At 66.7% G+C, this 22,306-nt stretch carries 16 protein-coding genes; 11 read left to right on the plus strand and 5 right to left on the minus strand.

Annotation, left to right across the window (positions count from 1 at the left end):
- Positions 1-29 precede the first annotated feature (29 nt).
- Positions 30-953, plus strand: coding sequence for an asparaginase (locus A7G45_RS17265; RefSeq protein WP_260938850.1), 924 nt, complete (start codon positions 30-32; stop codon positions 951-953).
- Positions 954-1,117: 164 nt separating this feature from the next.
- A complete protein-coding gene (locus tag A7G45_RS17270; protein WP_344258466.1) occupies positions 1,118-3,106 on the plus strand; it encodes an acyltransferase family protein in 1,989 nt (662 codons plus the stop codon).
- A gap of 2 nt (positions 3,107-3,108) precedes the next feature.
- Here A7G45_RS17270 and A7G45_RS17275 read toward each other — a convergent pair whose 3' ends face one another.
- Positions 3,109-4,446, minus strand: coding sequence for a DNA polymerase IV (locus A7G45_RS17275; RefSeq protein ID WP_377042082.1), 1,338 nt, complete (start codon positions 4,444-4,446; stop codon positions 3,109-3,111).
- Between the two features lie 60 nt (positions 4,447-4,506).
- Here A7G45_RS17275 and A7G45_RS17280 point away from each other — a divergent pair, with 60 nt between their 5' ends.
- The 5 genes from A7G45_RS17280 to A7G45_RS17300 all read left to right on the plus strand — a co-directional run bounded on the left by A7G45_RS17280 (position 4,507) and on the right by A7G45_RS17300 (position 9,241).
- The gene (locus tag A7G45_RS17280; RefSeq protein ID WP_133763189.1) at positions 4,507-4,716 is read left to right on the plus strand and encodes an RNA-binding S4 domain-containing protein; all 210 of its coding nucleotides are present in this window, start codon (positions 4,507-4,509) and stop codon (positions 4,714-4,716) included.
- A gap of 19 nt (positions 4,717-4,735) precedes the next feature.
- Positions 4,736-5,482: a GAP family protein gene (locus tag A7G45_RS17285; RefSeq protein WP_260938859.1), complete on the plus strand. Its 747-nt coding sequence runs from the start codon at positions 4,736-4,738 to the stop codon at positions 5,480-5,482.
- 123 nt (positions 5,483-5,605) lie between these two features.
- Positions 5,606-6,877 carry a mannosyltransferase gene (locus tag A7G45_RS17290; protein ID WP_260938861.1) on the plus strand — a complete coding sequence of 424 codons (1,272 nt, stop codon included), beginning with the start codon at positions 5,606-5,608 and terminating at the stop codon, positions 6,875-6,877.
- Complete coding sequence (locus A7G45_RS17295) at positions 6,874-8,088, plus strand: mannosyltransferase (protein ID WP_308204120.1); 1,215 nt, start codon at positions 6,874-6,876, stop codon at positions 8,086-8,088. The genes A7G45_RS17290 and A7G45_RS17295 overlap by 4 nt, the downstream gene beginning before the upstream one ends.
- Positions 8,063-9,241 (plus strand): mannosyltransferase, encoded by a 1,179-nt coding sequence (locus A7G45_RS17300; RefSeq protein ID WP_377042080.1) that lies wholly within the window; start codon positions 8,063-8,065, stop codon positions 9,239-9,241. Before A7G45_RS17295 ends, A7G45_RS17300 begins: the two co-directional genes overlap by 26 nt.
- Positions 9,242-9,281: 40 nt before the next feature.
- Here the strand turns inward: A7G45_RS17300 and ileS are convergent, their stop codons facing one another.
- On the minus strand, positions 9,282-12,428 hold the full coding sequence (gene ileS, locus A7G45_RS17305; RefSeq protein ID WP_260938865.1) for an isoleucine--tRNA ligase: 3,147 nt from the start codon (positions 12,426-12,428) through the stop codon (positions 9,282-9,284).
- A gap of 285 nt (positions 12,429-12,713) precedes the next feature.
- Complete coding sequence (locus A7G45_RS17310) at positions 12,714-13,358, minus strand: hypothetical protein (protein ID WP_260938867.1); 645 nt, start codon at positions 13,356-13,358, stop codon at positions 12,714-12,716.
- Between the two features lie 134 nt (positions 13,359-13,492).
- Between A7G45_RS17310 and A7G45_RS17315 the strand changes: the two genes are divergently transcribed.
- From A7G45_RS17315 to A7G45_RS17325, 3 genes are all read left to right on the plus strand, one after another.
- Complete coding sequence (locus tag A7G45_RS17315) at positions 13,493-13,846, plus strand: XRE family transcriptional regulator (protein ID WP_260938869.1); 354 nt, start codon at positions 13,493-13,495, stop codon at positions 13,844-13,846.
- A 45-nt stretch (positions 13,847-13,891) separates the two neighbouring features.
- A complete protein-coding gene (locus A7G45_RS17320; protein WP_260938871.1) occupies positions 13,892-14,626 on the plus strand; it encodes a hypothetical protein in 735 nt (244 codons plus the stop codon).
- 166 nt (positions 14,627-14,792) lie between these two features.
- Positions 14,793-16,532: an AMP-binding protein gene (locus A7G45_RS17325; RefSeq protein WP_308204121.1), complete on the plus strand. Its 1,740-nt coding sequence runs from the start codon at positions 14,793-14,795 to the stop codon at positions 16,530-16,532.
- 106 nt (positions 16,533-16,638) lie between these two features.
- Here the strand turns inward: A7G45_RS17325 and A7G45_RS17330 are convergent, their stop codons facing one another.
- Both A7G45_RS17330 and A7G45_RS17335 read right to left on the minus strand, forming a co-directional pair.
- Complete coding sequence (locus A7G45_RS17330) at positions 16,639-17,541, minus strand: FkbM family methyltransferase (RefSeq protein WP_260938875.1); 903 nt, start codon at positions 17,539-17,541, stop codon at positions 16,639-16,641.
- A 90-nt stretch (positions 17,542-17,631) separates the two neighbouring features.
- The gene (locus A7G45_RS17335) at positions 17,632-20,829 is read right to left on the minus strand and encodes an MMPL/RND family transporter (RefSeq protein WP_260938877.1); all 3,198 of its coding nucleotides are present in this window, start codon (positions 20,827-20,829) and stop codon (positions 17,632-17,634) included.
- A 219-nt stretch (positions 20,830-21,048) separates the two neighbouring features.
- Between A7G45_RS17335 and A7G45_RS17340 the strand changes: the two genes are divergently transcribed.
- Positions 21,049-22,287 carry a glycosyltransferase gene (locus A7G45_RS17340; RefSeq protein ID WP_260938880.1) on the plus strand — a complete coding sequence of 413 codons (1,239 nt, stop codon included), beginning with the start codon at positions 21,049-21,051 and terminating at the stop codon, positions 22,285-22,287.
- Positions 22,288-22,306: the final 19 nt, after the last annotated feature.

Consider the following 22,306-nt stretch of genomic DNA (forward strand, 5'->3'; position numbering starts at 1 on the left):
CAAAGACGCCGTGAGGAACAATTTCGCCCATGACTCGCGTCGTCGTGATCGCCACCGGAGGCACCATCGCCACCAGCATCGACCAACACGGAATCGCCCGGCCGACGCGCAGCGCCGCCGACCTGGTCAACGATCTCGGCGCCGGCGTCCAGGTCGACACCGTCGACCTCATGTCCGTCGACAGTTCCGAGCTGACCCCGACCGATTGGGACCGGATCGGGGCCGCCGTGCGCTCGGCCGGCGATGCCGACGGAATCGTCGTCACGCACGGCACCGACACCATGGAAGAAACCGCGCTGTGGCTCGACATCACGTACGCCGGTGCGGTGCCCGTGGTCCTGACCGGCGCCATGCGCAGCAGCGACGCACCCGATGCCGACGGCCCGGCCAATCTGCGTGACGCCATCACCGTGGCTGCCAGTCCGTCCGCCCGCGACCTCGGGGTGCTGGTCAGCATGGCCGGCCGGGTGTGGCAACCGCTGGGCATGACGAAGGCCGGACACGGTTTGGTCGGCACCGGGGTCGGATCGATCCGGGACGGCTCGTTCGTCCCCGACGCGGTCAAACGGCGGCCACTGATCGGCCTGCTGTCGGCGGCATCGGCGCCGCGCGTCGACATCGTCGCCGCCTATGCCGGCAGTGACGCGCTGGCCATGGACGCGTTTGCGGCCGCGGGGGCAGGCGGCATCGTGCTCGAATCCCTCGGCTCGGGCAATGCGGGGTCCAAGGTGCTCGCGGGCGTGCAGCGGCTGAGCGCGGCCGGCGTTGCAGTGGCGATTGCGACGCGGGTGCCCGGCACGCGCGTCACGTCGGGCTATGGCCCCGGCCGGGCATTGCTGGACGCCGGGGCGGTGTCCGCGGGCGGGCTGCGGGCAGCTCAGGCGCGGGTGCTGTTGATGGCGGCCCTGGCGGCCGGCATACCGGCCGCGGACCTGTTCGCTGAGTGGGTTTAGCGAAACCGTCCCACTGGGTGGGCCACCTGCGCTGTCGACGCGCATCAAATTGACGAACCAATGATAATTTCCCCCACGCCGATCTTCCGGAGGGGACAACAACATTGGAACTGCCGGCGCACGCGAGCCAACGCAAACAACAGAAGCGCCCAGATATCCAGGGCATGCGCGCGATCGCCGTCGCCCTGGTCGTGCTGTTCCACGCCGAGATTCCCGGATTCGGCGGCGGGTACGTCGGCGTCGACGTCTTCTTCGTGATCTCCGGATTCCTGATCAGCACCCACCTGCTCAGCGAGTTGCGGGACCGTGGGCGCATTGCGTACGGCGCGTTCTACGCCCGGCGGGTCCGGCGCCTGCTGCCGGCCGCCTTGACCGTCATCGTCGCGACGGTGGCCGCCGCAGCCTGTTGGGTGTCACCGCTGCAGTTCGGCTACGTCGTCAAGGACGCGATCGCCGCCACGTTCTACGTCCCCAATGTCGTGTTCGCCTACCGCGCGACCGACTATCTGGCCGACAAGACGCCGTCGTTGTTCATGCACTACTGGTCGCTCGGCGTGGAAGAACAGTTCTACCTGCTGTGGCCGGTACTGCTCGTGGGCCTGTTCGGGCTGTGCAAGCTGCGCAGCCGCAGGGTGGCGGCCATCGGCGCGATCATCGCGGCGTCGTTCGTCCTGTGCGTGTGGTTGACCGGCTTCTCCCAGCCGAACGCGTTCTTCATCCTGTTCGCGCGGATTTGGGAATTCGGCGTGGGCGGCCTGATCGCGGTCGTGCTGCTCAGCCGCGGCCGCGTCTTCGGCGACCGGGCCGGCGCCGTCGCCGGCTGGGCCGGACTGGCGGCGGTCGTCGGCAGCGGCGTGCTGTTCTCCACGGCCACCGAGTACCCGGGCGATGCGGTGGCGGTTCCGGTGATCGGCACCGCGCTGCTGATTGCCGCCGGCCCGGTCCGCTGGGGCCCCGCGGCATTCCTGAGTCTGCGCCCGCTGACCTGGATCGGCGATATTTCGTACTCGCTGTACCTCGTGCACTGGCCGCTGCTGGTCCTACCCGTCGCCGCCACCGGCTACATGCAGGCATCGCCGATGTGGCTGCGCGTCGCGATCGTCGTGGCCTGTGTCCCGCTGGCGTGGCTGCTCTACACGTATGTCGAGCAACCGGGCCAGCGCCTGAGGTGGCTGAACGCCGCGCGCCCGCGCCGGACGCTCGCCGCGACCGCGGGCGTGATGGCGGCCGTATGTGCGGTCGTACTCGCGGTCGCCGTCGTGCAGGACCCACTGCTGAACGCGCGCCGCGCCGCGGCTCACCTCACGCTGAGCATGAAGCCGGCCGGGACTGGGTACGTGCCGAGCAACCTCACACCGCAGCTCTCCGACAGCGCCGGCGGTGAACCCGTCATCTACGCGAACGGCTGCCACCGCGGCCAATGGGCCACCGATCCGGCAGGCTGCACGGTGGGGACCAACCCGGGGGCACCGCTTGTCGTCCTGTTCGGCGATTCCCATGCAGCGCACTGGTATCCGGCGCTTTCCGCATTGGCCGATCAGGGCCTGATCCGCCTCGACAATCGCACCAAGAGTCACTGCCCGTCGGCCCAGATTCATGTCGCCAACTACCCGCGGTGCGACGAATGGCGCGAAAAGGTGCTGGCCAGCGTTGCCTCAGCCAAACCGGCTCTGATCCTGCTCGGCGGCTGGGGAAGCAGCTACGTCAGCGACGATTCCGACGCGACAGCGCACTGGAGCAAGGCACTGACAGACACCCTCAGTCAGCTTCCGTCGCAGTCCCGCGTCGCGGTGCTCGCCGACACTCCGTCGATCGGTGTCGCGCCCCAGTTCTGCCTGGGCCTGTTCCCCGACAATGCGCAGCGCTGCGCGCTGCCGCGGGCCAAAGCACTCGACGCGCGGGTCCGGCAGGCCGAGCACGACCTGGCCACCAGGGGCACATTCAGCTATCTGGACTACACCGACTACCTGTGCAATGACACCGGCTGCCCCAGCATCCTCGGGGACACCCTGGTCTACCGGGACGGCCACCATCTCACCGTGCACATGAGCGCAGCCCTGGCTCCCGTCGTCGACGCAGATGTGATGGCTTTGCTCGCTCCCGGTAACGGACCGCCTCAGCAGAACCGCGGACTTCGACCCCACCGGGGGTAGAGCTAGGCCGCTCCGTCGTCGCTCGGCAACTGCGCCAGATAGTCCTGCCAGTCGAGGCTGTCGATCGGGTCGGCGCGGGTGATCTGCGGATCATCGGACGCGACGGTGCGGGCCACGCCGGGCCCGGTGGCCCGCGTTTCGAATCGCACTGTCATGACTCCGTGCCCGGCCCCCTGCACCCAGCCGTGGCCGTGGTCCGGATGCTGGACGTCATCGCCGACGCGCCACGGGGATTCGGCCGGCGGGGCACTCACCGGCCCGGCCTCCCCCGCCGGCGTCGCGAGATCAGTGCCGTCAGCCATCTCCAGTTCCGGGAACAACGACTCCTGCTGGGCATCGGTCAGGCCCGAAAAGCCCACGCCCACAAGGCGAATCGGACCGATCTCGACCGGATCGAGCAGCAGCCGGCGGGCCGTCGCCGTCAGCGCCGCAGGGTCGGTGGTCGCGTACGGCAGCGTGGCCGAACGAGTCAGCGTGCTCATGTCGGACTTCTTGAGCTTGACCGTCACGGTGCGCGCACCTCGGCCGTCGCGCTGTAGCCGCCGGTGGGCGTGCTCGGCGATGGGCCCGATGCTCTCGCGCAACTGCGCCAGGGTGGTCAGGTCGACCTGGAACGTGGACTCGGCGCTGATCTGTTTGGCCTCGGCGCGCTCGGCCACCGGGCGATCGTCGATCCCGCGGGCCAGCCGGTGCAGTGCCGGTCCGATGGTGGCGCCGAGGACGTCGGCGGCCTCGGCATCGGTGAGCGCCGCCAGCGCGCCGACGGTCTCGATGCCCAGCCGGTGCAGCCTCTCCTCGGCGACCGGCCCGATCCCCCACAGCTTGCGCACCGGCAACGCCGCCAAGAGCGGACCCTGCTCAGCACCGCTGATGATCCGGACCCCGTCGGGCTTGGCCAGTCCGGACGCGATCTTGGCGACCTGCTTGCCGGACCCCGCACCGACCGAGGCCACCAACCCGGTCGCGGCGCGCACCGTGGCGCGCAGGTCCTCGCAGAACTGCCGGACCTCGTCGGGCTCGGCACCGACCAGCTCGATCGGCTCGCCGAACGCCTCGTCGAACGACAGCTGTTCCAGCACGGGCACCACGCTGCGGACCGCGTCGAGCGCGCGTCGGCTGGCCACCGAATACACCGCGCCGCGCGGCGGCAGGACGACGGCAGACGCCCCCACCAGCCGCCGGGCCTGATGCATGGGCATCGCCGAGCGAGCGCCGAATCTGCGGGCCTGATAACTGGCGCCTGCCACCACGCCACGACCGCCGAGCCCGCCGACCAGCACCGGACGGTCCCGCAAGGTAGGTCGGGTCAGCTGCTCGACGGACGCGAAGAAGGCGTCCATGTCCAGATGCAGGACCCAGCGATCCACAGTGGCCAATGCTAGGTGGCTACCCTTCTGGTCATGAACGACGTGCCCATCCGCGACGAGTCGATCCGCCTGGGCCAGTTTCTCAAGCTGGCCTCGCTGATCGACAGTGGCGCCGATGCCAAGGCGGTGATCAGCGACGGCCTGGTCGAGGTTAACGGCGAGGTCGAGACGCGGCGCGGCCGGCAGCTGCGGGCCGGCGACGTCGTCTCCTACGGCGGAAGTCTGGCAAGAGTCACCAGCTAGCGTCGGTATGGTCCGCCCCGTGTGGGCCGCCGTAGTGATGTTCGCCGTCATGGCGATGTGGGATCCAGTCCGCCTCGGAGTGGCAGTGTTCATCGTGATCCGACATCGGCCGATCCCGGCGTTGTTCGTATTCTGCCTCGGCGGTATCGCCTCCAGCCTGCTCGTGGGCCTGAGCGCCGTCTACCTGCTGCACGGCACCACCAAGCGGCTCATCGCCGACATGAACTCGACCACGGACTCCATCGATCCTGCGGACGCCAAACTGGCGATCGGCGGGCTGGTGCTGCTGGTCGCGGTGGCGCTGCTGTTTCGAGCCGGGACGAAGACCCCGGTGCCCGCGGCGGTCACGGGACGTGCCGGTTCGGGCGCTGACGTCCAGGAAGAGGCCGAACCGGAGTCGTCGTCCCTGACGGCACAGCTGACGACCTGGGCTCGCAAGCTGATGCGCAGCCAGTCGTTGTGGATGGCGTTTCTGGCCGGGTTATGGGCCGGCCCGGGGCCCCACGTCGAACTGGTCGGTGCACTCGGCGTGATCCTGGCTTCCGGGCAGTGCAAGTCAACGCAGGTCGCCGCGGTGGTCGTGTACGCGATCGTGTCGTTCGCATTCGCCGAGATCCCGCTGCTGTGCTACCTGATAGCGCCTGCCAAGACGCAGCAGTACCTGGAGCTGGTGCCGAATTGGTTGCGGGCCAGGCGCATCTGGGTGATGGCGACGGCGCTGACTCTGTTGGGTGTGTATCTCCTCGTCTCGGGCACGCTGTCGTAGCCAGAGGCCAATCGTGTTGCTGTGAGCCACCATTGAATGACCTGAGAATTGTGACGCCCCAGCGGCGGCTGTGCCTACGCTGAGTGCCGGCCCGGGTGGTCACAATTCTGGGGGGCGGGGTTGGTGGCGAATCGAAGCCATGGGCAGTCTCGGAGCAGAGCCGACAGATGGCGGGCACTCGCGCCCGCTTTGATGGTCGTCAGCGTGACGGCGTCCGTCATCGTCAACTCGGCCACCGACCCCATCGATTTCCACATCTACGTCCTCGGCGGCGCTGCACTGGACCAGCCGAGCGCGCTCTATCAGGCTGCGTACCTCGATCCCGCACACCACGAAACCATGCCGTTCGTCTATCCACCGTTCGCCGCCATGGTGTTCTATCCGCTCCACTTGATGCCGTTCGGACTGGCCGTCACGCTCTGGCGAATGGGCATCATCGCGGCGTTGTTCGCGGTAATTCGTCTGTGCCAGAACATGATCGGCGTAGCCGACAACCGAGTAGCCATGCTGTGGTTGGCCGGGTCGATCTGGCTGGAGCCCATCGTCGGCAACATCAAGCACGCAACGATCGGCGTCTTCCTGATGGTTCTCGTGATGACTGCCGCATACAGTTCCCGATGGTGGCTGTCTGGGCTGCTCGTCGGGCTCGGCGCGGGAATCAAGCTGACCCCGGCAGTCAGCGGGCTGTATTTCTTCGGACTGCGGCGCTGGGCGACCGCGCTCTTCGCTGCGCTTGTTTTCACTGCGACGCTTGCGGTTTCGTATCTGGTGACCGGCGACCGGGTGCGTTACTTCTTCACCGACTTCATCGGCCGGGACAAGCTGTTCACCATCGGGAACGTGTACAACCAATCGTGGCGCGGTGGCATCGCCCGAATCTTGGGGTACGACCCAGGGATGGGTGCACTGGTGTGGGCTGCGATCGCCACCACCGGCGTGCTTGCCGCGTTGGCCTGGTGGGCTTTGGGCAACGCCGGATCGGACCGTGACAAGCTGGGCTCACTGCTCGTGGTGATGCTCTTGGAACTGTTGTCTTCTCCGGTGTCGTGGACTGCCCACTGGGTATGGCTTGTGCCACTGCTGGTTTGGTTGCGACACGGACCGTGGCAGCACAAGCGTGGCGCCAGGGTGCTGTGGTGGGCGTGGATCGTGGTCACCTGCGCGGCCGTGCCGAACATGCTGGCGCAGCTGCAGGTGAATCGATGGGAGATCGCGCGCCCTTGGTACGAGGCGTGGGCCGGACTCGTCTACCCGATGCTGACGCTGGCCACGCTCGGGTGGATGGTCACCACCGGATTAGCCGCCCGGCGGCACCTGGCCCCGCCGGCGCACGTGGCGGGCACCAGCATTTCCACAGGCGGCATTGGCTGCGCTGCCGATATAGTCGGCCGGTGACCGCCGGGCCTGCCTCGACATTGCGGCCCGAACTGTCCCGCTGGCAAACGCTGGCGCCGGTTATCCTCGCTGTCAGCGCCACCCTGCGGGTCGCCTCGACGATGGGCTACTACCTGGTCAAGGGTGACGCCTTCTTCGATCTTCGGGTGTATGTGCTCGGCGGCTCCGCGTTGGCGCATTCCGGCAGCCTGTACGACTTCTTCTACGTCGACCCGACCAAGGGCGAACACCTGCCGTTCACCTATCCGCCCTTCGCGGCAATGTTGTTCGCTCCCTTGCATTTTTTGCCGTTCGGGGTGGTCGCCTTCGGCTGGCAGGTCGCCTTGATCGCCGCCACCTACGCGAGCGTGCGGCTGAGTCAGATATTCGTCGGCGGCGGCTGTCGGCGTACCGCGATGCTGTGGACCGCCGGCGCGATCTGGATGGAGGCGCCCGGCAGCAGCATTCAATCGGGACAGATCGGCATCTTCCTGATGTTGGCCGTCCTCTACGCCGCCTACAGCTCGCGGTGGTGGCTATCGGGGCTGCTGATCGGTGTCGGTGCCGGCATCAAACTGACACCGGCGATCACGGGCATGTACTTCGTCGGAGTGCGGCGGTGGGGCACCGCGCTGTTCTCCGCCGTGGTGTTCTTCGCGACGGTCGGGCTGGCGTATCTGGTGGCGCCCGAGGAGACGCGCCGCTACTTCCCGGGCCAGATGATCGCGGCCGGCAAGACACTGCCGGCAGGCTCGGCATGGAACCAGTCCTGGCACGGCGGGCTGTCGCGGATCCTCGGGCACGACGCCGGGATGTCTCCGTTGGTCATCGGCGCGATTGTCGGCACGGCCGTGCTCGCGGTGCTCGCCTTCCGAGCCCTCGGTGGCGAGCGGGACCGGCTCGGGTCACTACTGGTGGTCCAGCTGTTCGGGTTGCTCGCGGAACCGGTGTCGTGGGTCCATCACTGGGTCTGGGCGCTGCCGCTGATGATCTGGCTGATCTACGGTCCGTGGCACGACAAGCCGGGTGCCCGCATCCTGGGTTGGGGTTGGGTGGCACTGATGGTGCTCAGCGTGCCCAGCCTGCTGTCCCTTGCCCAGCCCGATATCTGGCAGATCAGCCGGCCCTGGTACCTGGCCTGGGGTGAGGCCGTGTACATCGGCGCCGCGCTGGCGACCATGGCCTGGATAGTCCGAACGGGGCGTCGTGGTCACGTTGCGCACACTGTCTGACCGGAGGCTGCCGGCGCCTGTGCTGCTGCTGGCGAGCGCGGTGACGTTGCTTGCGGTGACGATTCCCAGCCAGCCCGACCTGGTCGACTTCCACGTGTACGTCCTCGGTGGCGCCGCGCTGGACCGCCCCGACACCTTGTACGCCTTCGCCTACTCGGACCAGTCCCCCACCCAGCCGCTGCCGTTCGTTTATCCACCTTTTGCGGCAATCATGTTCTACCCCTTGCATTTCCTGCCATTCGCGGCCGTTGGGCTGGTGTGGCAAGTCGCGATCCTCGCGGCGGTGTACGCGATCGTGCGGATATCCCAACGCATGGTGGGCAGCGGCAGTGCGCGCGAGGCCATGGTGTGGACCGCGGGCCTGATCTGGCTCGAGCCGGCCCGTGTCGCTCTCGACCTCGGACAGGTAGGCGTCTTCCTGACGCTGGCGGTGTTGTACGCGGCCTACAGCACGCGATGGTGGCTGTCGGGCCTGCTGGTCGGCCTGGCTGCCGGGGTGAAGCTGACTCCGGCCATCACCGGGCTGTACTTCGTCGGCGTGCGACGCTGGGCCGCCGCGGCGTGCTCGGCCATCGTCTTCTTCGCCACGGTCGGGGTGTCCTGGCTGGTGGTCGGCGATCAGGTGTGGCATTACTTCACGAAAGTGATGGGCGATACCAGCATCAACCCGATCGGCATCGCGTTCAACCAATCCTGGCGAGGCGCCATATCGCGGATCGTGGGCCATGACGCGGGGGAAGGCGCCCTGGTACTCACCGCGATCGTCGGGACCACCGTGCTCGCCGCGCTGGCGTGGTGGGCGTTGGGGAACAGCACAGGTGACCGCGATCGGTTGGGGTCACTGTTGGTCGTCGAACTGTTCGGCCTTCTGGTGTCGCCCATTTCCTGGGTGCACCACTGGGTGTGGATACTGCCGCTGATCATCTGGCTGCTGCGCGGACCGTGGCGGGACGAACCTGGCGCCCGGTTCTTCGGTTGGGGCTGGATCGCGCTGACGCTCGTGAGCGTCCCCAGTGTCTTGGCCATGGCTGAACCGAGCCTGTGGCAGATCAGCCGCCCGTGGTACCTGGCGTGGGCCGCGGTGGCGTACGTCGGATTGGCGGTGGCCACTCTCGGCTGGACGGTCGTCACCGGCCGACGGCTGCGGACCTGACCGCGAGCGTGCGCCGACGGCACGCTCGCGGGGAATGTCGTCAGGCCTTGGCGATGGCGGCCCGGACGCCGTCACCGACGTCGGCGCCGTCTGCCAGTTCCTCAGCAGCCACGACGGTGAAGTCCGTGGCCAGGATCTCGCCGGCGATCAGGCCGGCATGGGTGGTCGCCCACGCCTGCTTGTCGGCCGGCACCGCGAACGTCACGGTGATCCGGTCGGACACGTCCAGGCCGGTGGCCTTACGCAGGTCCTGCAGTTCGCGGATGCGGTCCTTGGCCCAGCCCTCGGCCTCCAGCTCGGGAGTGACGGTGGCGTCGAGCACCACCAGGCCGGCACCGTCCGGCAGCGCCGCGGTGAACTCCGGTTCTGCGGCAACGAGTTTGGAGCTGTACTCCGCCGGCAGCAGGACGGCGGGCCCCGCGGTCAGCGTGCCGTCGGCGTTGACCACGCCTGCCCCGGCCTTGACCGCCTTGATCGCGGCCTGCACGTCCTTGCCGATGCGCGGGCCGGCAACACGTGCGTTGACCGTCAACTCGAACTTGCCGTAGGCGTCGATGTCGTCGGTGAGCTCGACAGCCTTGACGTTGAGCTCGTCGGCGATGAGGTCGACGAAGGGCCGCAGCGCCTCCGGGTTGTCCACCGCCACAGTCAGTTTCGGCAAGGGCAGGCGCACCCGGAGCTTCTTGGCCTTGCGCAGCGACGAGCCCGCCGAGCACACCTCGCGCACCCGGTCCATGGCCGCGACCAACTCGGGGTCGGCGGGGACCACGCCGGCCTCCGGCCAGTCGGTCAGGTGGACGGAACGCTCGTCGGTCAGTCCCTGCCACATCATCTCGGTCGCCAGCGGCAGCAGCGGCGCGGCCAGGCGGCAGGTCACCTCCAGCACGGTGTGCAGGGTGTCGATGGCGTCGGTGTCCTCTTCCCAGAACCGCGAACGCGACCGTCGCACATACCAATTGGTGAGGGCCTCGGCGAATTGGCGCAACTGCTCGCAGGCGCCCGAGATGTCGCAGGCGTCGAGCGAGGCGGTCAGGGTGTCGCGCAGGTCGGCGAGCTTGGCCAGGATGTAGCGGTCCAGCACGTGCGTCGAATCCGTGCGCCAGGTGCCCTTCTTCGGCGCGTATAGCGCCAGGAAGGAGTACGCGTTCCACACCGGCAGCAGCACCTGCCGGACGCCGTCACGGATGCCCTGCTCGGTGACGATCAGGTTGCCGCCCCGCAGGATCGGTGAGGCCATCAGGAACCAGCGCATGGCGTCGGACCCGTCGCGGTCGAACACCTCGGACACATCCGGGTAGTTGCGCAGCGACTTGCTCATCTTCTGGCCGTCGTTGCCCAGCACGATGCCGTGTGCCACACAGGTTTTGAATGCCGGACGATCGAACAGCGCGGTGGCCAGCACGTGCATGGTGTAGAACCAGCCGCGCGTCTGACCGATGTACTCGACGATGAAGTCGCCCGGGAAATGGGCCTCTTCGCTCGCCGAGCCGTCGAACCAGTCCTGATTCTCGAACGGATAGTGCACCTGCGCGTAGGGCATCGAGCCCGAGTCGAACCAGACGTCGAACACGTCCTCGATGCGGCGCATCGTCGACTTCCCGGTCGGGTCATCGGGATTGGGCCGGGTCAGCTCGTCGATGTACGGCCGGTGCAGATTGTCCGGGCGGACGCCGAAATCGCGCTCCAACTCATCCAGGCTGCCGTAGACGTCGATCCGCGGGTAGGCCGGGTCATCGGACTTCCACACCGGAATCGGGCTGCCCCAGTAGCGGTTTCGCGAGATCGACCAGTCGCGCGCATTGGACAGCCACTTGCCGAACTGGCCGTCCTTCACGTGCTCGGGGTACCAGGTGATCTGCTGGTTCAGCTCGACCATCCGGTCGCGGAACTCGGTGACCTTGACGAACCACGACGACACCGCGCGGTAGATCAGCGGATTGCGGCACCGCCAGCAGTGCGGGTACGAGTGCTCGTAGGTCTCGTGCCGCAGCAGCGCCGGCGCGTTGACCGCCGCCGGGCCGGTGCCGTTCTTCAGATCCTTGATGATCTGCGAGTTGGCCTCGAAGACCTGCTGTCCCTGGTAGTCGGGCACAGTCGAGTCGAAGCGGCCCGTGGAGTCCACCGGCGTGACCGCGACGATGCCCGCGGCGTCACAGGTGGCCTTGTCGTCCTCGCCGTAGGCCGGGGCCATGTGGACGATGCCGGTGCCGTCCTCTGTGGTGACGAAGTCGCCCTGCAGCACCTGGAATGCGTTCTGCGCCTGGTCACTGTCGACGAAGAACGCGAACGGCGGCAGGTAGTGCGTGCCGAGCAGTTCGGCGCCGAGATAGCTGCCGACGACGACCGGCTCCTCGCCGAATTCGCGCACATAGGCGGCCAGCCGGGGCTCGGCCAGGACGTAGTTCTGCTCGTCGGGACCCACCACCTGCACGTAGGTGACCTCGGGGTTGACCGCGACGGCCTGGTTGGACGGCAGCGTCCAGGGCGTGGTGGTCCAGACCAGCAGACGGGCGCCGGCGACGGGACCGTCGGTCGCGACGAAGCCCACGGTCAGCGCCGGGTCCTGCCGGCTCTGGTAGACGTCGTCGTCCATGCGCAGCTCGTGGTTGGACAGCGGGGTCTCGTCGTTCCAGCAGTACGGCAGCACCCGGTTGCCCTCGTAGGCCAGGCCCTTGTCCCACAGCTGCTTGAACGCCCAGATCACCGACTCCATGAAAGTGAGGTCCAGGGTCTTGTAGTCGTTGTCGAAGTCGACCCAGCGCGCCTGGCGGGTGACGTAGGACTGCCACTCGTTCGAGTACTTCATGACCGACGCACGGCAGGCGTCGTTGAAGGCGCCGATGCCCATGGCCTCGATCTGGGCCTTGTCCGAGATGCCGAGCTGGCGCTGCACCTCGAGTTCGGCGGGCAGGCCGTGGGTGTCCCAGCCGAACCGGCGCTCGACCTTGTAGCCGCGCATGGTGCGGTACCGGGGAACGATGTCCTTGACGTAGCCGGTCAGCAGGTGGCCGTAGTGCGGCAGGCCGTTGGCGAACGGCGGGCCGTCGTAGAAGACGTATTCGGGGGCGCCGTCGCGGCGCGCGATGCTGGCGCGGAAGGTGTCGTCGCGGGCCCAGAACTCCAGGACGTCGGTTTCGAGGTCGGGGAAGTTCGGTGTGCCGCTGGCGGTCTTGGGGTACGCGCTCACGTCAGGGTCTCCAGTGCCGTCAGCACCAACAGGTGCTCAGTTCCAGGCACGGGGACGACGATCTCGCGTCTGGACGCGAGCGCCGCGGTACCACCCCGCTTGCGCACAGCCGACCCGGAAGGTCGCACACGTGCGCCGCTCAACTGCAGGCGATGACGGGCCTACCCGTTCGGTTCTACTGAGCTGCCGCGGCCAAGGCCGGCGCAGCCGTTCTTCCGAATGCTCCCCGGTGATGGCCGGATCGATGCGAATGCAGCGATTCTAACGGGCGCGGGTCACCACGGATTACTCGGAGACCGGCATGGCCTCCGAGGCCAGCTCGATCACGCCGTAGGAGAACTGCTCGGCGAGTTCTTCCACCGTGTAGGGCTCGAACTGGTGCCGGGCGTACCACCAATCGACGTGCAGTACGTCGTCGGTGTGGAACACCCGCACCTCGAGCGTGTGCGCCGGGCCCGGATGCTCGCCGTCGATCGCGGACATGCCGTAACTGAACAACACGTCGGCAACGTCCTTCGGGTCGGCGGTCGCGGCCGCCAGGGCGCCCCGCACCGTCTGCACCATCTCGGTGGCATCCACGTCCGATGCCGAGACGGCATCCACCTCGAGCCGGCGGATAACGGCCAGTCCGCCGCCGGAGCGTTCCTTCGCTGCAGCCACGTCGACCGCGGCTCGGCCGGGTCCGACGACCCGCTCGATAGCGCGGCCGAGCGCCGCGATCAGCAGCACCTCGGCGTCCACTCCCAGGTATTCGGCAGCGCCCTCGAGCTCGGCGGTGATCACCGGCGACAGCGGGGCCTCGAGGCGCCGCATATCGACCGCAGTACCGGCGGTGTCGAAGCCGCCGAACTCGTAGTCGGCGACGTGCACCGTCGCCGCAGCAGCAGAAGGGAGAACGGCATCGATCTCACCGGCGTACGCAACAGTCATGTGATGCACACTACAACACGATTCCCAAATTTGGGACATAGCTCCCGAAACTGTGACGCCCATGTCAATTACGGCTTATGTGTCGTAAAAACAGTTGCTAGCAACCAAAGGGGGGAAGGGTCTATCGTGGCAGGGTGCCCCGAACAGACCAGAACGGCAGACAGCTCAAGGCGCTGCTCGACTACATCTTCGACGGCGACGTCGAGGCGAGGGAGATCTACGGTGCGCTCGGAACGTCGAGCAGTACGTACTACCGGCGGATCAAAGAGGCCGACTATCCCAACGCGGAAGAGCTCCGCCTGGTGGCCGATCACTTCCGGTTGAGCTATCCCGACCTGCAGGTTCGGTTCGGCTTGATGAGTCACGACGAGGTCGTCAACTACATCCAATCGGCACCCCTCGCGGTTGCCACAGCGGCGCCGGCGGTCCCCAAACGCGCCACAAAGTTGTCGGAAATGACGCGACGTGCTGATGCACCGCCGCTCTGACCAGTAGAATCTGAGCGTTCGCAGGCGCTGGCAAAGGCTCCAACCATGGCTCTCACATTGCTCATAACCATCACTCTCGCCTGTATGGCGTGGAGTTTGTGGATTCGTCGCGTCACCTGGTCGTGCCGCTGGGAAGTGGCAGCGACCCTCAACATCGCGCTGCAGGCCGCCGCCGTCGCCCTGATGTCCCCGATGGCCGCCGACACCCTGGGCCGCGCCATCCACTCGGCAACCGGCGTCTGGAATCTGCCCGCCTACCTCGGACATGACTGCTACATCGTGGCCGCCTCGGCCATCGTCTACAACGCCATCGGCCGCCTGGCCGACGACGCCGTCATGCAGAAGATGTTCACGCAGTACATCGAGCGGCCCGCGACCCTGTGCATCCCGGTGCTGCTCGCGCTGTTCTCGATGAGCGTGGCCGGTCGCGAGTACTCCCCCGACCTGTTCACCATGCCCACCGACGGCTGGCTGGCCGCGTACTGGCTGGTGCTGTGCGGCACCCTGACCTACCTGCTGGTGTTCGGCGGCCGCGCCCTGCTGGTGTTGCGCAAGATCCCCGACTCGCGGCGCATCGCCAACATCTACCTGTTCGCGACCGCCAGCGGCATCATGGCCTGCGCCACCCGCATCGTGACGTCGCTGGTTCCGGAGCTGCAGCCCCTCGAAGACGGCAAGTTCGTCTGGGTCTTCGCCTGCATGTGCGGCGGGGTCTTCGCGCTGGCGTCCGCGCACTCGTGGCTGATCAAGACCAAGTGGTTCTCGAAGGCAGCCCACTGAGCCTCCGCCGCTGACCGTCGGAGACTCGTCAGCAAAAGGCCCGATCCGCCAAAATCTGCGGGGATGCCTTACTCTGCTATCCGGCACCCGGTGTCAGTTTGACTGTGTTTCACCACCTTCGACGACACCCGGCCTTCACCCCTGCCCGAACATCCCCGAGGAGGAAGTGTCCGTGATCGAGTCGTCTCTGCCGGCCGTCCTGCGCGAGCGCGCCAGCCTGCAACCCAACGACGTGGCTTTCACGTTCATGGACTACGACACCGACCCCGATGGCGTGGCCAAGACCCTCACCTGGGCTCAGCTGTACCAGCAGAGCGTCGCAGTGGCGCACGAACTGCGCCAGCACGGTGAGATCGGCGACCGCGTGGTGATCGTCGCCCCGCAGTGCCTCGAATACGTCGTCGGATTCCTCGGCGCCCTCGAGGCCGGCATGATCGCCGTCCCGCTGACCCAGCCGATCATGGGCCACCACGACGAGCGCGTCATCTCGGTCATGAAGGATGCGCAGCCCGTCGTCGCCCTGACCACCGCGGCCAGCAAGGACGCCGTCGCGCAGTACGCGACGCCGAACGACGACGGCCGCAGCCCCGCCGTCCTCGCCGTCGACGAGCTGGACCTGGAGACCCGCCGTAAGCCGTTCTCCCGCCGCGAGGTTCGCCCGGAGACCGCGTACCTGCAGTACACCTCCGGCTCGACCCGTACCGCCGCCGGCGTGATGGTGTCGCACCGCAACGTCTCGGCCAACTACGAGCAGATGATCGCGGTCTTCTTCTCCGACTGGGGCAAAGTCGCGCCGGCCGGCAGCACCGTGGTGACATGGCTGCCGCTGTACCACGACATGGGCCTGCTGCTCGGCGTCTGCACCCCGATCCTCGGCGGCTGGCACACCGTGATGACCAGCCCCATCTCGTTCCTGGTCAAGCCCGCCCGCTGGGTGCAGCTGATGGGCAGCCACAAGAACGTCATCACCGCCGCGCCGAACTTCGCCTTCGACCTGGCGGCCGCCCGGACCACCGACGAGGACATGGCCGGCAAGGACATGAGCAGCGTCCTGACGGTCTTCAGCGGTGCCGAGCGCGTGCAGCCGACCACCATCAAGCGCTACATCCAGCGCTTCGCCAAGTTCGGCCTGCCCGGCAAGGCCATCCGCCCCAGCTACGGCCTGGCCGAGGCCACCCTCTACGTGGCGTCGCGTGAATCCGGTGAGCCGCCGACGGTCGTCGACTTCGACACCGAAAAGCTGGCCGACGGCATCGTCGAGCGCGTCGAATCGGGCAGCCCGCTGGTGAGCTACGGCTTCTCGCCGTCGCCGCTGGTTCGCATCGTCGACCCGGAGACCCGCCGCGAGGCCGCCGAGGGCACCGTCGGCGAGATCTGGACGCACGGTGAGAACGTGTGTGCCGGCTACTGGAACAAGCCCGAGGAAACCGAGAAGACCTTCCGCGGCGTGCTCGAGGACGCTCCCGAAGGCACCCCGTCGGACACCTGGCTGCGTACCGGCGACCTCGGCTTCATCTCCGAAGGCTCGCTGTTCATCATCGGCCGCATCAAGGACCTGCTGATCATCCGCGGTCGCAACCTCTACCCCGACGACATCGAGGCCACCGTCAGCGCGGTCTCGGGCGGCCGCACCGCCGCCGTCGGCTTCGAGGAGGACGGTGTCGAGCAGTTCGCCGTCGTCATCGAGATGAAGAAGCGCGGCGACACCGAGGACGAGGTCCGCGAGAACCTGGCTCAGGTCAAGCACGACATCACCTCGGCCATCTCGCAGGTGCACGGCGTCAACGCCGCCGACCTGGTGCTGGTCGGCCGGGGCTCGATCCCGATCACCACCAGCGGCAAGATCCGCCGGCAGGCTTGCACCGAGCTGTACCGCAAGGGTGAACTGGCGCGGCTCGACGCCTGATCCACCTGATACGGCTGTGGGCCGCAACGTCACTGGCGTTGCGGCCCACAGCCGTATCAGGGGTATCGGTGCTGCGGCCTGGGACCTGAGGTGGACGGCGCCGGCGCTATGAGCGAGTCAGCAGAATATCGGTACGCCGCGCCGGTGCGGCATGAAGTTCTTTGAGCGGGCGATCTTTCCATTTCAGATACCACGCATTGCTGTACCCGTTCGCTATTTCGTAAGCGGCGAAGTTTTGCTGAATTCGCTTGAACAGGACACCGAAAGCCGCTTGGTCGTCTTCGGGGTTGGCCTCGAAGATGATGTTCATATTCGCGGAAAACGCGTCGATGTGGTCGAGAATGTCATTCAGAATGGTCGTTTCAGCACCTTCGACATCCATCTTGATCAGCCGGATACGTGCCAATTCAGCGGCCGAGAGAATATCCAGCAACGGAGCCGCCTCGACTGTCGCGCATTTCTTTCCATTGCGCGACCGCAAGGTGGTGGTGGCACCGATGTTGCGGGGGCCGAAGTCATAGAGGTCGAGTTCGCCGGCATGGTCGGAAACCGCAACGTTCACGGGGCGGATACGGCTGGCGAGCTCGGGGTTGCGGCCGAGATTGTGCAGCATCTTCCGGTAGATGTGGGGCGCAGCCTCGATGGCGACGACGTCGGCCCGGGTCGCCGCGAGCATGGCGTCGTAGCCGATGTTCGCGCCGATGTCGACGAACAGATCTCCCGGATCGAGAGTGTTTTCGATAATTCGCGAGATGGCGGGTTCCCACACGCCGTAGTAGATGATGCTGCGCTGAATTGAGTCGACGGGGTCGCAATGGAAGGTGGCGCCGTAATAGCTGGTCGCGTCTCGCGGCTTTCTGAGCCCGAGCTGGTACCAGTCGAGAATGCCACCCCCGACCCATCCTGGTAGTGGCCGCAATGCGTCAGCGAATTTCCGAGGATCCATCAGTGATCGAATATCCTGTTCTTCTTTAGAGTCGCGGTGCGATCGCGCCAGGCCGTCGCACAAAACATCGACGCTAAATTCCCCCCACCGGACGTCAGGAATTCAACCAGATTTATTGACGAGAAAGATGAATTTCTCGGAATTCGCTCGGCTTCAGCCGAAGAAGCCGCGGTGCTGTACCGACCCGGCGGCCTCGAAGGCCGTCGTCATCTGGCACGCATCACACGTCGCCGCGTAGCCGCACTCCGGGCAGGGTTCGACCTCGTCGGACTCCCGGCGGGCCTGCCGCTCGGCCAGCAGCCGTTCGGTGGCGGCCAGGGCCGCCGCCTCCTCGGCCTCTTCGCGCTTGCGTCGCGGCGACTTGGAGGGCCACCAGTTGGCGTCGCCGAGCAACGCCGCCATCGCCGGCACGGTCACCGTGCGGACGATGAAGGTGTCCAGCAGCAGGCCGACACCGATGATGAAGCCGAGCTGCACGGCGCCCAGGATGCTACTGACCGTCATCGCGAGCATCGACGCCGCGAAGATCAGACCGGCTGACGTGATGACGCCGCCGGTCGCGGAGACCGTTTTCACGATCGCCGAGCGCACGCCCCATTTCGCTTCGTCACGTATTCGGGATATCAGCAGCAGGTTGTAGTCGGCGCCGACCGCCACCAACACCAGGAAGGCGATGCCCGGCACACTCCAGGAGATGTCGTAGCCCAATATGAATTGGAAGAACACCACCCCGATGCCCAGCGCCGAGCCGTACGACAGCACCACCGACAGCACCAGGTAGAGCGGTGCCACGACGGACCGCAGCAGCTGCACCAGGATCAGGAACACCACGATCAGCGTGACGATCACGATGTACTGGATGTCGCTGTTGTAGTAGTCGCGGATGTCGCGGTTCACCGCGGACAGACCGACCATCGACACCTTCGCGTCGGACAGCGTCGTGTTGGGCAGCGCCGTCTGGGCCGCCTTGACGATCGCGTTGGTCTGGTCCATGGCTTCGGTGCCGAACGGGTTCAGCGCGGTCTGCACCAGATAGCGCACCGTGTGGCCGTCCGGGGACACGAACAGCGTCGCGGCCTTCTCGAACTCGTTCCGGCTCAGAATCTCGGGCGGCACGTAGAAACCGGCCATCTGCGGCGTGTTGGCGTCGCGCCGCATACCGAGCAGGAACGACGAGGCCTGGTTCAGGCCACCGCCCATCCCCCGGACCTGGTCGACCAGCAGCTTCACGCCGTCCGCGAGCTGCTTGCTCGAATCGGCCAGCAGGTTGACGCCGTCGATGGCCTGCTGCAGGCGCTTCTCCAGGTCGGCGGTGTCGTACAGGCGCAGCTGCTTGAGCAGGCTGGTGATGCCCTCGATGTTGGTGCCCATGCCGCGGACCTTGTCGTCCATGCCCGGGTCGCTCTTGTACTGCTGCAGCATGTGGCCGAGGTTGATGACCTTCTGCACGGTCTCGGGATCGTTGCCGTCGTTGACGTTCTGCAGACCGATCTTCAGGTCGTTGCATGCCGGGTAGTAGTTGCAGAACGGCGTCGCGTTCAGCGTCTCGAGGGCTTTCCCGGACCACTTGTAGACGTCTCCGACGCGGACCAGCTGCCCACCCACGGCGTCGCCCAGCGACGTCATCTGCGACACCATCTTCGCCGACTTGTCCAGATCGTCCAGTGTCTTCGAGCCGCCGTACTGCTTCTGCAGCGCCGACATCTGGGTCAACATGGAACGCACGGGACCGATCGAGCCGAGCACCTGCGTGCGGATCTGGTTCAGCGCATCGGCCAGCTGATACTCGCCGTCGACGAGCTTCTGCAGGATGGCGTCATTGCTGTTGATGAGGTTCGAGGCGTCTTTGAGCTTGCTGCCGACCTCACCGGCCTGATACGTGGCCTTGGCCTGTTCGAGGACGTCACCGGTAGGACGGGTGATACCGCGGACCGCGTCGATGTGCGGCAGCTGGGCGACGCGCTGCGCCATCTGTTCCATGTCGGCGAGCGACTTCGGGGCCCGAAGGTCGCGCGGCGACTGGATGAGGATGAACTGCTGCATGGTCGTACTGACCGGGAAGTGTTTGTTCAGCGCCTCGTACGCAATGTTGCTGGCCGCATCGGGGTCGAGGTCCTTGCGGTTGTCGTAGTTGTAGCGAACCATCGTCGCGCAGCCGGCAAGCGCGAGCAGCACCGCGAGGCTGCCGGCGAGGTGGGTGACCGGGCGACGGACGATGTTGACACCCGAACGGCGCCAGAACCGGCCCGTCATGTCCTTGCGCGGCTTGATCCAGCCGCGCCGTCCGACCAGAACGATCAGGGCGGGCAGCATCGTCACCGACGCAAAGAACCCGACCAGCACCGTCACGGAGAGCGCCGGCCCGATGGTGGCGAAGACGCCGAGGGTGGCGAACGAGAGCGCCAGGAAGGTGATCGCGACTGTGCCGGCCGAGCCGGCGATGACTTCGCCGATCGAGGTGAGCGCAGAGACCAGCGCTTGATCGCTGGCAACTCCGTGCCGGATGAACTCCTGATATCGGCTGAACAGGAATATGGCGTAGTCGGTCCCCGCGCCCAGCATCATGCCGGTCATCAGCACCAGGGTCTGTGGGCCGACCGCGAGCCCCAGCAGGCCCAGTCCTGCCACGAGCTGCTGCGCCACGATCAGCGAGACGCCGATGGTGACCAGTGGCAACAGCATCGCGATCAGACTTCGATACACGATCATCAGGATCGAGAACACCAGGATGCCGGTGGCCGCTTCGATCATGTGCTGATCGCGGGCACCGATGTCGTTGATGTCCTGGAAGGTGGCCGACGCACCCACGATGTTCAGCGTCAGGTCGCTGCCCTTGACCACCTCTTGGACGGTCTTCTGGGCGTTGCGGTACGCCAATTGGCCCGGCCCGGTGCCCATGCTGCCGACGAGGCTGACCGGTAGCTGCACCGCTTTCCCGTCCTTACTGGCCATCACCTGGCGCAGCTCGGGAATGTGGATGAAGTCCTGCGTGGACTTGACGTTGGTCTTGTCGGCGTTGAGCTTGTCGACGAGTCGGCGATAGACCTCTTCGTCGTCCTTGCTGAAGCCCTTGTCGTTGGTCAGCAGGACGACCGCGATGTTGCCGGCGTCGGCTTCGCGGAACGCGTTCTTCATCGCGTTGCTGGCGATCAGCGTCGACGCATCGTCGGGCAGGAAGGGCGGTGGGCGGCGGCTGGCAACGTCGACCAACGTGGGAAGCGCGAGAAACAGGACGACCGCCACACCGATCCAGGCCGCCAAGACCATGACGGGGCGCCGCACCACGAACTTGCCGAGTGCGGCGAAACCCGCATGTGCCAAAGCACCGCTTGGCCTGGCACGTTTCAGCATCCCCGACAGGCTACACGCCGCAAACCGATCAGATGCACCGACCGGCACCCCAATATCGACGCCGCCAAAGAGCCGCAATCCCGCCGCCATGCTGTAATCGGGTGTGCCACTGATGAAGTCATCCACCCTCCGCCACGCCCCCGGGCGCGGAGCATCCTTGTTGCCATTCATGTCCCAGCAATGCGGAGATCAGCGGCAGACCGATATGTGTGGCGTCCTGTGAAGTTTGCTATCGCCATCCATGGCACGCGCGGAGACATCGAGCCCAGCGGGGCCGTGGCCCGCGAATTGCTGCGTCGCGGCCACGAAGTGCGCATGGCCGTGCCGCCGAATCTGGTGTCATTCGTCGCTTCGGCGGGTCTTCCCGAACCCGCCAGCTACGGCGTGGATTCTCAGCAGCAACTCGATGCCGACATCTTTCGCGACCATTTGAGCGTCAAGAACCCCATCAATGCGGTGCGCGAACTGCGGGACTACATGACCCAGGGCTGGCAGGACATGAACGCCACCCTGACCGAGGTCGCCGCGGACGCGGATCTGCTCCTCGCCGGCACCACCTACCAAGAGGTCGCCGCCAACGTCGCCGAGCATTTCGACATCCCGCTGGCCGCCCTGCACTACTTCCCGTTCCGCCCCAACAGTCAGGTGCTGCCGGTACCGCTGCCGCTGCCGCTGATCCGCCGCGGCTTCGCCGTCGGCGAGTGGTTCCACTGGCGCATGCTCAAGGAGGCCGAGGACATCCAGCGGCGCACCCTGGGGCTGCCGCCGGCCACCGTGCGGGCCGTCCGCCGCATCGAGGACCGCGGCGCACTGGAAATCCAGGCCTACGACGAGGTGCTGTTCCCCGGGCTGGCGGCCGAATACGGCGACGCCAAGCCCCTGGTCGGGTCCATGTCGATGGAACTGCAGACCGACACCGACGCGGACGTCATGGACTGGATCACTAACGGAAAGCCGCCCATCTATTTCGGCTTCGGCAGCATGCCGGTGGAATCCCCCGCCGACGCCGTGGCGATGATCGACACGGTGTGCGCCGAGCTCGGCGAGCGGGCGCTGATCAGCTCGGGTGTCTGGGACCTGCCGGACACCGTGCTGGGCGACCACGTGAAGCTGGTCGGTGCCGTCAACCATGCCGCGGTGTTCCCGCTGTGCCGGGCACTGGTGCATCACGGCGGTGCCGGTACCACCGCGGCAGGGCTGCGCGCCGGGGTCCCGACCGTGGTGCTGTGGGTCAGCGCCGACCAGCCGGTGTGGGCCGGGCAGATCAAGAAGCTGAAACTCGGGGCGTCAGGCCGCTTTTCGAAGACCACGCCGGCATCGCTGAAGGCCGCCCTGCGCACCGCGCTGCAGCCGGAGTGTGCGGAGCGGGTCCGGGCCGCCGCCGCGCGCATGACGAAGCCCGCGGACAGCGTCGCACGCACCGCGGATCTGTTGGAGAAGGCCGCCCAGGCCAGATAGCGGCCTGGGCGCGACCGCC

The sequence above is a fragment of the Mycolicibacterium llatzerense genome (assembly GCF_025331195.1).
In the GTDB taxonomy this organism is placed as follows: Bacteria; Actinomycetota; Actinomycetes; order Mycobacteriales; family Mycobacteriaceae; genus Mycobacterium; species Mycobacterium llatzerense.